Origin of the sequence: Nereida sp. MMG025 (genome assembly GCF_021654165.1) — a bacterium.
Lineage (GTDB): Bacteria > Pseudomonadota > Alphaproteobacteria > Rhodobacterales > Rhodobacteraceae > Nereida.
On sequence record NZ_JAKFZN010000015.1, the window covers coordinates 1 to 11,967 of the forward strand.

General features: G+C 49.6%; 10 protein-coding genes. 5 read left to right on the forward strand and 5 right to left on the reverse strand.

The window, feature by feature from the left end; genetic code table 11:
- Positions 1 to 613 precede the first annotated feature (613 nt).
- Together L1065_RS15215 and L1065_RS15220 are read left to right on the forward strand one after the other, a co-directional pair.
- Positions 614 to 1,972: a DNA methyltransferase gene (locus L1065_RS15215; RefSeq protein ID WP_237096362.1), complete on the forward strand. Its 1,359-nt coding sequence runs from the start codon at positions 614 to 616 to the stop codon at positions 1,970 to 1,972.
- A complete protein-coding gene (locus L1065_RS15220) occupies positions 1,973 to 2,548 on the forward strand; it encodes a DUF5681 domain-containing protein (RefSeq protein ID WP_237096363.1) in 576 nt (191 codons plus the stop codon).
- A gap of 336 nt (positions 2,549 to 2,884) precedes the next feature.
- Here L1065_RS15220 and L1065_RS15225 read toward each other — a convergent pair whose 3' ends face one another.
- The 4 genes from L1065_RS15225 to L1065_RS15240 all read right to left on the reverse strand — a co-directional run bounded on the left by L1065_RS15225 (position 2,885) and on the right by L1065_RS15240 (position 7,148).
- Positions 2,885 to 3,625, reverse strand: a complete 741-nt coding sequence (locus L1065_RS15225; protein ID WP_237096364.1) for a hypothetical protein — start codon at positions 3,623 to 3,625, stop codon at positions 2,885 to 2,887.
- 91 nt (positions 3,626 to 3,716) lie between these two features.
- The gene (locus tag L1065_RS15230; RefSeq protein WP_237096365.1) at positions 3,717 to 4,166 is read right to left on the reverse strand and encodes a hypothetical protein; all 450 of its coding nucleotides are present in this window, start codon (positions 4,164 to 4,166) and stop codon (positions 3,717 to 3,719) included.
- Between the two features lie 8 nt (positions 4,167 to 4,174).
- A complete protein-coding gene (locus L1065_RS15235) occupies positions 4,175 to 6,478 on the reverse strand; it encodes a calcium-binding protein (RefSeq protein WP_237096366.1) in 2,304 nt (767 codons plus the stop codon).
- 514 nt (positions 6,479 to 6,992) lie between these two features.
- A complete protein-coding gene (locus L1065_RS15240; RefSeq protein ID WP_237096367.1) occupies positions 6,993 to 7,148 on the reverse strand; it encodes a hypothetical protein in 156 nt (51 codons plus the stop codon).
- 730 nt (positions 7,149 to 7,878) lie between these two features.
- On the opposite strand from L1065_RS15240, the gene L1065_RS15245 reads away from it, so the two are divergent.
- From L1065_RS15245 to L1065_RS15255, 3 genes are all read left to right on the forward strand, one after another.
- The gene (locus tag L1065_RS15245) at positions 7,879 to 9,255 is read left to right on the forward strand and encodes an ATP-binding protein (protein WP_237096368.1); all 1,377 of its coding nucleotides are present in this window, start codon (positions 7,879 to 7,881) and stop codon (positions 9,253 to 9,255) included.
- Positions 9,256 to 9,322: 67 nt separating this feature from the next.
- Complete coding sequence (locus L1065_RS15250; protein WP_237096369.1) at positions 9,323 to 10,351, forward strand: isopenicillin N synthase family oxygenase; 1,029 nt, start codon at positions 9,323 to 9,325, stop codon at positions 10,349 to 10,351.
- A gap of 3 nt (positions 10,352 to 10,354) precedes the next feature.
- Positions 10,355 to 11,008 carry a LysE family translocator gene (locus L1065_RS15255; RefSeq protein ID WP_237096370.1) on the forward strand — a complete coding sequence of 218 codons (654 nt, stop codon included), beginning with the start codon at positions 10,355 to 10,357 and terminating at the stop codon, positions 11,006 to 11,008.
- A gap of 127 nt (positions 11,009 to 11,135) precedes the next feature.
- Here the strand turns inward: L1065_RS15255 and L1065_RS15260 are convergent, their stop codons facing one another.
- Entirely contained in the window at positions 11,136 to 11,831 is a 696-nt protein-coding gene (locus L1065_RS15260) for a hypothetical protein (RefSeq protein WP_237096371.1), read from the reverse strand.
- Positions 11,832 to 11,967 lie beyond the last annotated feature (136 nt).

Sequence of the window (11,967 nt, forward strand, 5' to 3'; positions counted from 1 at the left end):
TGGATTTTTTTATTTGCTAGCGGGTCTCTTGTTTATGATGTCATCTGCACGCCAATGTTGTGCATCGGGTGGTTTAATGCCCATATGTCGTGTTTTTAGTGATGTCTTGGGGGTTTTGGGGCGATATCTATGCCAAATTGGCTTGGTGAAAGCCTGTCCGACCTTGCAGTTTTGCACATGTAAAATGTCGCAAAGCGGAATGGGATTGTTGTGAAGCCGAATGAAATTGTCGAAATCCTGGATGTGATTGCTGCTTTGGGCGACGGAGCGGCCGCAAACTAAAGATACTTTGATATAGACTGGTCGCCGATTGTCTCGATCGCAACGCTTGCGTCGTGAGCGCCGTTACACATTTGAGTTTGCGAGGCGCGCATGTCTGTAACAATCATCACGCAGATGTGAAGGCCCTCTCTGTAGGGCTTTTGAAGGGTTTGAAGATTTTGAAACCTCTTCAATAGCCCTTGAAGTGCTATTTAACACCCTGTTCAAGAATGGGCCTGTTTTTGGGCCTTTGGTGGACCTGCCAGGCGTTCGTGAGTTGCTACGGTGGCTATGTGGTTCACGCAAGAGCTGGTAATATTGTCTCACACTCAAACCAACTAAGGAATATGCAATGAAGATTTTACAACCTGGCTTTGGCCAGCATGGCGTAGCTTTGCCCATTGTCGAGATGCGCGCGATTGCGGAGCTGATACCTTACGCTGGCAATGCGCGTACACACTCGCGCAAGCAGATCAAACAGATCGCGCGGAGTATTGAGACGTTTGGGTTTACGAACCCTGTTTTGATCTCGAACGAGGGAGGTATGCTGGCGGGTCACGGGCGCGTGGAGGCTGCAAAGCTCTTGGGTTGGAGCGAGGTTCCGACGCTGTGCCTGGCGCATCTGAGCGCAGAGCAACAGCGCGCCTATATTCTGGCCGATAATCGCTTGGCCGAGAAAGCGGGATGGGACGAAGAGATCCTCGCGATTGAGCTTCAGTTTTTGGTTGAGGCACAGTTTGACTTGGACGTGACGGGCTTTGAGATTGCGGAGATTGATGGCATCTTGTATGGACATGATGATCGCGGCATCGCCTCATCTGCGGATGTTTTGCCTGCTGGTATGCCGAGCCATCCTGTCACTAAGTTCGGGGATCTTTGGCAGTTAGGGCCGCGTGTGTTGCTTTGCGGCAATGCCCTCAACGCCGCTGATGTCGCCAAACTTATGGACGGCCAGGCGGCTGACCTGATCTTCACGGATCTGCCTTACAATGTGCCGATTGATGGTCATGTGACGGGCAAGGGGAAGCACAAACATCGCGAGTTTGCTTTTGCTTCTGGAGAGATGTCGCCCGATGAATTTAAGCAGTTCTTGACGACGTCTCTGTCGAATGCGTCCCGTGTGTGCCGAGATGGTGCGATTGCGTTTGTGTGTATGGACTGGCGTCATATGCGCGAGGTTATGGATGCGGGCGAGGTTGCTTTTGATGCGCTGAAGAACCTTTGCGTGTGGAACAAAACCAATGCAGGCATGGGGACGTTTTATCGCTCTAAGCATGAGCTAGTGTTTGTGTTTAAGAAAGGCTCGGTGCCGCACACCAATAGCTTTGGTCTGGGCGAGACAGGACGCTACCGAACCAATGTGTGGGACTACGATGGCGTAAATGTTCCGACACAAGAGAACCGCGATGCGTTGGCGATGCATCCAACTGTGAAGCCAGTGCATCTTATAGAGGATGCAATCAAAGACTGCACACGTCGTGGCGAGCGTGTGCTGGATGTTTTTGGGGGGTCTGGCTCGACGCTGATTGCTGCGGAGCGGGCAGGGCGCGTGGCGCATCTGTTAGAACTTGATCCGCTTTATTGCGACACGATCTTAGCGCGGTATTGGCAGATGACGGGGTGCGATCCCATCAGGGTCAGTTGCGGGGCTGCGTATAGTGTGTTGGCCAAGGCTGCGGGCAGCCCGGCTTCAGATCGGGAGGGCGCATAGATGAGTGTGCGTAAATCTGATCATGACGTTGTCAGGCTGTCGGACAATGATCGCCTTATCCTAGAGCTTACCAAAGAGACGGTGAGTGTCCAAACGGCGCAAGGTGTCCGGAAGATGAACACTCACGAGGCGCTCCTTCGCAAGATCGTAGAGACCAGTATGAAGGGTAGCCCGCATGCTCAACGCAACCTGATCAGGATGCTGAGTGAAGCGGACGCCAAACGACAGCGTCTACGCGACATCGAGATTGAAAATGCCAAAGTATACATCGCCAACGCCTACAGAAAAATTGCTAAGCTGCAGGCGCATGGTTTGTCGTCAGATCATGTCCTGCCGCATCCCGAGGACATTGAGCTGGATCCAGATAAGGGCGTCCAGCTCTACGGCCCTTACGATATGGAGGAGTTACAACAAGCGCGGTGTTGCGCGATGTGTTGCTGGTGCAAGATGCTTATGAGCGCTTTGCTCAAAAGAACGGGCGGCGGCTCACCTCGCGTGTTGGCGACAGCCATTCCATGGCTGTGTTTTACAATTTGGGTCTGCCCAAACGATTTAAGATCCGCGACGAAGAGATGATCGAACGACGTATGCAATACAGTCGGATGACGGGCCGTGAGCTCGCCAAGCGGGCCTATCAAGGCTAGCGGGCGATCGGGTTTGACGTGCGGCGTGGGCGGGTGTTCGATCCGGATGCCAACAAAAGAAGCCTCGAGGCATCCATCAGTTTTTTATGTCATATACAAAAACGCGGCCTAACAAGCCATGACGTGCGCGAGGTTCTATGGGACTATGACTTGCTCGCGGCTGATAAGCCCGAAGTGCCGCAGTGACAGAACGGATGCCTTCAGGATTTAATAAAATGGACGAAAGTGATGAGTCTTTGTGTAGGTCAAGGGCGTGAAATAAGCCCTTCTAATTTTGTTGCCCTAAAAAAACGAATTGTGTGGAAACGTCTGTATCATTCCCTTGTCCCAAGAGAACGAACTCATTTCCACCTAGTCCTGCTGGCCCGCCGACTAAATCCATGTTGACTGATTGATTGTCAGTTTCTGGGAAACCAACTAAGTTCGCAGTTCCGATCAGTTCAAAGCTCTCCGTACCGTCTATATGAGCCGCTTCAATCGTGATCGTCTGCCCAGAGATTGTTTCCTGCTCACCAGTTTGAACATTTATCATTGTTCCATCTTCAATGGATATTTCGCTCTGTAAGTTCCCAGAAGAAAAGTCATATGTCAGCACGGTTGCGGCGGTTGTATCAGAATAAACGTGCAGTGCGCTCGAATCTATGACTTCGACATTTGAAAAACCTGAGTAAATCGCGGTTCCTTGAGGTGACTCCGCAGTGGGAACAAAGAAAAATGCCAGTTCGTCAGATGCATTTCGATAGACAGCAATACTTTCAAAACCGTTGGGTATCACGTACTCGGACGGTGACACTGAGCCTAGCGAAGTCTCAATTAAGCCCGTCTCAGTCAATTGAGCAATTTCCAATAGATGATCTCCAGTTCCCGACATCGTTACACGCACAACCTCGCCAGCTTTTGGCTCCAAAAAGGTTGGGGGGGGACTGATAGGTTCTTCAATGCTGCTAATCCCTCCGCCGCCGCAAGCGGACACTAGAAAAAGACAGCCAATTGGAACAGTTAACTTCATTTATGCCTCCTTGTAACGGTAGGATGAAGCTATCAACGGAACCTTTTCATAAGCTTAACACCCTCATTGAATGCTAAGCTGGCGGTTTAGCCTAGTGATTAAAATTGAAGATGTAGCTGTCGGTCGACGTTGCTTCGGCAATAGGTACGCCGATTAAGTCTACAACCGGAATGCCACCAACATACAGTGTTGAACTTTGTGGATCGTTCTCATGTTCGCTTATGGTTAAAGGTGAATTACCATTCGCCAATAGTTCTTCTTTAGGTAGCTCATTTCCATTCTCATCGAGCAAGACCAAGAGATCAGTTTCGAACTTGTCTGGGTTGATTTCGAAGTTCTCTATCTGGGGCACTGAATTGGTATCCGGTTGTAATTCAAACCGATCCTGTTCCTCAGTTCCGCTCACAATATCGATGTTCACCTCTTCGCTTTGCTCTAGGTCGTCATCTTCGCTTCGATCTTGCTCCACGTCATCTGTACCATCTGGCAAAATGGTAGAAATACCTAAAGCAGCTATAAGAAGGGAAAGGATTATTTCCATATCGTCACCTATAGTCCAAATGTAAAATTAGTTTCGGTCAGGTCGGTCATGTAAACACCTACGATAGATATCGTTGTGCCTTCAGCTTGAAGCATTACGCCGTAATCGGTTTGATGGAGGTGGGCTTTAACATCGTCCCATGTTTTTATGGTTTCGAAGTTAGTAAGACTGATTTGATCTGCTAATACTGAAAAGTCTCGCGTTAGTTGATTGGGGTCACCTTCCCAAGTATCGAATTCATCCTCCAAAAGTCCGATACAATCGGTTCCGTCTCCAGGCTTGAAAACAAAAGTATCTGCTCCGAGTCCGCCACTTAGAACATCATCTCCAGTACCACCGATAAGCGTATCACTCCCGCCAAATGAATTGAAAAAACCGTCTGCAAAAACAAGATCGTTGCCTGCTCCAGCATCAATAAAGTCATCCGATGAGGAAGATACTACAATATCGTCGAATACGGTCGCTGGCTGAGCCGTTGCACCAGAATCAATGAGCTCTAAAGGCCCGCCAGTGCTGAACACAAAGTCCGAACCCTCTCCTCCATCGATGAATGTTTCACCATCAATATCGATTAAAATGTCGTCTCCTGAACCGCCAAATAGCGAGTCAGTTCCAGCACCACCAAAAATAACGTCATTTCCAGAATTTCCAAATAACCGGTCGTTACCTGAATTTCCGTAGATGTAGTCATTGTCTCCAAAACCCGACAGCCAATCGTTTCCGCTAAAGCCGTGCAACTCATCGCGGCCAGCCGTTCCGGTTATCTGATCGGCTTCAAGTGTGCCGCCGATGAAATTGACGTTCTCTAAAACGAAAGTTAGCTCAATAGTTTCATAAGGGAGTAAGTTCAGATCAATAAATGCAGTGCCTTCGTCCCAAACGATGAACTCACTGTAAGCTGAAACATCATGCTCGTTCGTGAAATACTCATCATCTGCTAATCCGTCGCCATCTAGATCAAGCAAGATATAATCAGACGCAACGAATTGCTTGAGATTATGGTCCCAGTGAGTGCCGTTTGATGTCGATTGATCATATCCAATTTGTAGACCTTCCAATGACACGAATTCATATCCAAATATTGAAAGATCTACTAAACCATCGAAACCAAAATCAGAAATTGAACTCAAATAGACTACAGCCTTTGTTTCGCTTTCAAAAACTGCGGTCCACAAGTGGTCGGAAATTGCTGAGAGGCCGTGACTCCTATATTCAGTTCCCGGCAGCGAATTGCTCATCAGGTCGAAGGTAGCGCCAAGCACATTGTTGACGACGATACCATTTCCGTCGACAATTGGGTCAACGCCAAGATTGCCTGCAAGATCATTTGCTGAATTAAAATTTATTGGCCAAACGAATGCCTGCTCGACGCCATCCGATAGCATATTGCACATTTGGTAAATTATGATTGGAGTCGACTTGATCCCAACGACCTCATGGTTGAAGCGTTGTACGTTCCATGCAGTTACATAGAGATCGATTTCGTCCCCAAGTATTTCTTTCCAAACGTCCCAGCGCTCGTTGTAAAAGTTCGTCTCTGCGGAATTCTCTAAAAACGGCACATCCGTGTCGTTATAGAAATAGTGATATACCATAGCGTCAATGGCATCTAACGTAGTCTCCGATAGCGCCTCGAAAATTTTTAGATTGGAAGCTTCGATCGCTTCAAGCCAGGATAAATCGGGCCTATTCTCGGCACTAAATTCAGAGAATAGTCCTGCTGGGTTCCCCATTTGAAGTATGATTTCTGGCTCATAGCTTGTTTCGGCGTTTTGGATGCCTTGAACCACGTCCTCGATAATTTCATTGGCCCTTTCTGCGAAAACTGTTTCGGTAAGGCCAACATCCTTATTCCAATACTCATTACCTATTTCGAACGTCGCAATCGTTTCACCATATTCCTCTAGCGCCTTCTCGACGAATATGTCGACTGTACTGTCCTGATGAAATACGCCAGTCGGAATAATCAGTGTTACCGTGATTCCGGCAGATTTCGCCCAGTCCAGGAAGTTGACTACACCAGCATTTAATTCGCCGTTTTCTAGCTCTGCAATATTGAAGGCCGTTTCTGCCTGACCCGCAGGAAAGCGAACGTGCGAAATGTCCAGTGCCTGAATCGCTTCTGTGACTTCGTCAGATGGAACACCATTATCTGTATTGGCCCATAAAACATTTCCCCCAAAGTGTTCTGTCGTAACCTGCATGTCGCCCTCCAATGACAGCCTAACTAAGGGGATGACGGATCGCTTACTTGGCCAAAATTCAGCGAAAATCTGGCTTTTCGCTTCGATTTTAATAAATTTCCAAAGCAAAAAGGGGCCGCCTTAGGAACGACCCCTTGCATGGTTGAGAATTAGAATTTCTTTGATAGGTTTAGTGGGCCACTGCTCGTCGTCGCCAAGGCCATGTATCGCCATCTTAAGTTAAAGAAAGATGAACCATGCGCAGAAATAGTTTGGCACGTCAGCTGATCGACTTCAGATATCTAACGACTAGAAAAGTCGAAGCAATAGCCGTTATCAGTGAAGTCAAAGGGCACCGTGTTGATCTGGATGATGTGGCTGCTTCCTAACAAAGAACGGAAATCGCGATGTTCTTAAACGCGATGTTAGGTTTTACTTGAAAATCAGAGAGTAATTTTAACTCAGCGATTTTTGTAATCTGCGGATAAAAGTAGCGTTTTTCTTCGATCAATCAGATCACATTTTCTCGGCGATATTTGCCAAATTCTTAGAGAGACCAGATGTAGTGATTGGTAGCAGTGCCGACATTTTGCGCATTTCTCAGCGTTATTTACAGGCTGGCACGACCGTCTTTACGTAATTATCACGCGTCTGCGTCTTCGGTATCCTGCTGTTCCAAACATGCTTGTACTTCGCCATGCATGTGAACCAGTCGCGTGGACAAGCGCTCAAGACCATTAATTTCACAGTATTCCTCAATATCCTCAAAAACGGACAAAATCCAAGAATGCTCGGTCATTATGACTTTCCTTCAAAGACTACCCAATAAGTATCCGAAGAATATCTTAAAAAATCGTAAATGGTACGTACGCTCTGTTGGCAGAATCTTCACGCTTTTGTTCGCTCAGGTTACGCACAATGAGTTGAGGACTGCGGCATTAAAAGGCCGCCTCGGACAGCTTTGGTTACGGTCTCTGATGCCGCGCAGATCCCCGTTCAAAGACCACCGCGTTCCGAGTGAGACTATCCTTTGTACAGCGTGTTGATATCTGTGCTAGCCGCTGTCCGAATACGGCGTGCTAACTCTATTGGTATAGTGGAGGATCACTGTTGATTGGTCGACCATGTATCGTTGGGCTCAGAGCTGACCAAACGCATATAAAAGCACCTACGCTGGGCAAGCCTCGGCTGGCAAGGTGATGAAACATACATTTAGGTTGGTGGTATGTGGCAGTATCTGTGGCAGGCGGTTGGTGCAAATGGCCCCCCCTCTGTGGAAATTGTGATGAATTGCCCTGCTCAGCTGCGAATGATCAGACTTTCGTCTACGCACGTGCTAAATTCTGTTCTGATCCCACTGGCAGGCATCATGCTCCAGATATTCGTAGGCGCGCACAGTGGTAGATGAATAGAGCGGGCTTGGTGCCCAGTCCGTGAGGATATTGTCGACGAAAAAGAATTTTTTACTATACTATAGGTTGTAGGGCGCCTACATTGTCGAGCACGATTAAACCAGTAAGAAGTAAAGAGTGTCAGATCCGCTTTCTGAAATTTCCGTGTCTAGGTTTGACGCCGTCGAAGCAAGAACGCTGCGCATACTCAACGGTTTCGCCATTGACTTAATGGCGATCCCAAACGTCGATGATCTGTTTTGGTATGTGGCTCAAAAGGTGGTCGGGAAATTGGGGTTTGTCGATTGTGTGATTTATCAGGCAAACGCGGATCAGACCGCGCTGACACAGGTCGCAGCGTGGGGTGAGAAGAACCCATTCGGGAGGAGCATCCTTAATCCGCTCGTCATCCCTTTTGGCCAAGGCATCACTGGAACGGTTGCGCAGAAGCGAGAGCCTGCAATCATCGATGATCTGCTCAAAGATCAGAACTACATTCCTGACACTGAACCGGCGCGGTCAGAGATTTGTGTTCCGCTGAAAATCGGTGATCGTGTCCTCGGTGTAATAGATAGCGAGCATCCCAACATTGGTGCTTTCGGCGAAGCCGAGCTGGAAACGCTGACAACCGTTGCCGCGATGACGAGTGCGAAGCTCGCGCTGCTGGAGGAAGCCGAACGGTCCTCGCGGCGCTACAACGACCTCGTTGTTGCGCACTCGGAACTGAGTGCGGAAAAAGTCAACCGCAAGGAATTGGAGATCAGGTTGTCTGAGGCGCGTCGCCTAGAATCGATCGGACGTCTATCGGGGCAATTCGCTCATGATTTTAATAACCTCTTGACCGTCATTTCAGGAAACCTTGAGCTTCTTGAAGGGGAGATGTCGGGTCCCGATGCACTCGCTTTCCTGCAAGACGGAAAAGACGCAGCGGCCCGCGGCGCAATTCTGATTCAAAGTATGCTGGCGTTTTCGCAAAAATCACTGCTCAATCCACAGGTCTGCAATCTCAATGCCGTTGCAGAAGATCTGTGCCGTCGGAGCAAACGTGATCTGGGTTTGACAGTCGAGTTGTTCCCTGCAGCTGAGCTTTGGCCGGTCTGCATTGATAGAGATATGGTCGAAAACGTATTGTGGAATCTCATTGCCAATGCTCATGATGCAGCCCCCTCTGCCACCGATAACAGCTTGATCTCGACAGAGAATGTACTCATCGAGCACTCTAATTTAAGAGAGCTCAGCAGCAAGCTTGAACCAGGGCGCTACGCTCGCCTCGGTGTTCAAGATTTTGGAACCGGTATGTCCGATCAGGATGTACAGAGGATATTTGATCCGTTCTTCACGACGAAAACAGTCGGCAACGGTGTGGGACTTGGCCTGTCGATGGTATTGGGTTTTGTTCACCAGTCCGGCGGAGCGGTTGGTGTGAAAAGCTGTCCGGGTCAAGGATCGACTTTCGATCTGTATTTCCCTGCCGCTCCTGCCAATGCTCACACTTCATTAACCAATAATCTTTAACTTATGGTTGAGATTGGGGGAGAGCGTGGGAGCATCAATAGCGAGACATAAGGCGACGTCGCCCAGTTTGCCACTTATCAGCGTCGGTGCGCTTCTCGCCGGCGATATATCTGGTATCGTGTCAACAGCAGATGCCATCGGCCGAGCTGCGCGTGAATTCGGGTTTTTCCGGATCTGTGATCACGGAATTGAACCGGAGCTCATCGAGGCCACTTATGAGACAGCCCACGCCTTTTTTGCATGGTCCGACAAGGACAAGCGGCGATATTACATTGGTGATAGCCCAAATCACCGCGGATATGTCCCTTTTACGGAAAAAGGCGATTACCCGGACGAGATAAATCGGAACTATGAGGCTTTCGATCTTGGCTTGGACCTGCCACCTGACGACAAGGATTTCCTCGCCGGTTGCAGAGTTCTCGGTCCCAACGTCTGGCCTGCGCTTCCAGGCTTTCAAGCGACTGTCGCTGAATACTATCTCAGAGTCTCGCAACTTGGCCAAAAGGTCTGTTCGGCCCTAGAGTTGCACCTTGGACTGCCTGCCGGGGCAATGACGGATCAGATGAGCAAGCCGATCTCGCAACTGCGCCTGTTGCACTACGTTCGCCGTCAGGAAACGGTCAATCACCAGTCTGTCAATATGGGTGCACACACCGATTACGAATGCCTGACATTGCTCCATACCCGCAACGAAGGCTTGCAGGTGATGACCCAGGATAACCAATGGATCGACGTTCCTGTCGATCCGGCCGTGTTGGTCGTGAATATCGGAGATATGCTGGAGGCGTGGAGCAACGGTCTACTGCGTTCAACCCCGCACCGGGTTCTCAATCTCAGCCCAGAACGCTTTTCATTGCCATACTTCGTCGCCGCGAATTACGACACGATGATTGCTCCGTTCCCCCAACTTGTCAGCGATACGCGGCCGGCGCGTTACGAACCGTTCCTGGCCGGAGCACATCTGGAACGGATGCTTGTCAGGGATTTTCCATATTTTCGGGAAATGCAGCGCAGACGCGCGGCGGCAGATGGGGGCAAGAAAGATGATTTAGTCACAAACCCCTTTGAACACAGGTTTAATACGTTATCGGTTTGAAACATGCCTTCACTTGATACGATTTTGGCCGTCGCCCTTGCTGGCTTTGCGCTGAGCGTCACACCTGGTCCGTCGATGCTCTATGTCGCGTCCCGCAGCATCGGCCAGAGCCGATCGGCCGGTCTCGCGTCTGCTCTTGGGTTGGGGATCGGTGGAGTTTTGCTGGCGATCGCTACAGCTTATGGCCTGGCCGCAGTATTTATACAGTTCGCGTGGCTGGTTGAAGCGCTCCGCTTGGTAGGATCAGCATACTTGGTGTGGTTGGGGATCGAAATGATTTGGACCGCTCGAATGTCTTCCCAACGTTCTCTCGCTGCAAGCCAAGTCCACAAAGAGTCGTTCTTTCGCATCGTTTGGCAAGGGATCTTGGTTGAAATTCTGAATCCAAAAACAGTTCTGTTTTTCGCTCTCTTTCTCCCGCCCTTCATCAAAGGCGGTATCGAACGGGCTGACCCCGCAGACGTTCGTTTGCAGCTTCTTGTGCTTGGTGCCCTCGTGCCTCTGACGGCGGTGCCTTCAGACCTTTTGGTTGCACTGATGGGCAGCAAAGCTACCCGCGCACTCAATCAAAAGCAGCGCTTTCGAGAGGGACTGGCTTGGATAGGCGGTCTGCTCCTCGTCAGTATTGCTGCGAATGTTCATGTCGGGATCCTCTAGATGAGACTTCTGTTAGCGGCCGGCATAAGTCTGGTTTGGCAATAAAAATCGTCTTTGGGTTCAGACGACGATGAGAACCAGTGCCATGCATATCTAGAAAAGTTCATATGCAAAGCGTTTGTCACGTCTAATAGTTGACCTGTTCGTAACCGTAGTTTTTATTGGAAGCAAGCCAATCGACGAACACTGAGCGATGGCCAATCCGCGGACAGTGTTTGCCCCAATTTTCGAGTCCTACATGAGCAGTAGGTAAGTTTGATATGGTAGAATTCTGCCAGGTGAAGTCGCCTTGCTCACCATATGTTCCGCGGTAAATTGAGATTCTACGGTTGCATTCGCCATCGCGATCGGACTCTCGCTGTTGGGCATAGCGAACGTCAAAAACGCGTATTGACCGAACGAAATCGAACTCTGACCCGCTGATATCGATGTCCGCACGATCCTGAACGAGCTGGAAGGGGTGATCGGAGGGAACGAAATCGCTGCCTCGCAAGGATTGCAGCGATTGGTGAGTTTCGGTTTGGTAAAAGGCCTCAAAGATGCGACCAGCGCTGTTTGGCACCTGATCGCTCTCATAAGAAGCACCCATAGGGCAACGCCAAATTTGCAGCGGCGGTTCCACTGGCCAAGGCGTGATGCGTCTGATGAATTCCGCGCGCGCCCTTGCACATGGCACTGAAGCCGGCCAGCCGCCAGACAGACATAAGAGGATCGCGCAATCGATTGGGTAGGTTTGCGCGCGGGCAGGTGTCGGCAGTGAAAGACCCGTCACGGCCAAAGCCACTGCAACCGAGGGGAGGAGCTTTTTGATCAGATAGTACATGCTGCGGAACCTCCATGAGAGGAGCTTAGCATACATACGATAATATACTATCACAATACCCACCATAGCGCCGCATAATGAAGTTTATGTTAATTCTCTACTAAGTAACGCGTCCCAGTCGGCAATTCGCCTTTGA

Excerpts from the sequence above, each read along its gene's own strand:
- L1065_RS15215 (WP_237096362.1), top strand. The coding sequence starts at position 614 with ATGAAGATTTTACAACCTGGCTTTGGCCAGCATGGCGTAGCTTTGCCC.
- L1065_RS15220 (WP_237096363.1), top strand. The coding sequence starts at position 1,973 with ATGAGTGTGCGTAAATCTGATCATGACGTTGTCAGGCTGTCGGACAAT.
- L1065_RS15225 (WP_237096364.1), bottom strand. The coding sequence starts at position 3,625 with ATGAAGTTAACTGTTCCAATTGGCTGTCTTTTTCTAGTGTCCGCTTGC.
- L1065_RS15230 (WP_237096365.1), bottom strand. The coding sequence starts at position 4,166 with ATGGAAATAATCCTTTCCCTTCTTATAGCTGCTTTAGGTATTTCTACC.
- L1065_RS15240 (WP_237096367.1), bottom strand. The coding sequence starts at position 7,148 with ATGACCGAGCATTCTTGGATTTTGTCCGTTTTTGAGGATATTGAGGAA.
- L1065_RS15255 (WP_237096370.1), top strand. The coding sequence starts at position 10,355 with ATGCCTTCACTTGATACGATTTTGGCCGTCGCCCTTGCTGGCTTTGCG.
- L1065_RS15260 (WP_237096371.1), bottom strand. The coding sequence starts at position 11,831 with ATGTACTATCTGATCAAAAAGCTCCTCCCCTCGGTTGCAGTGGCTTTG.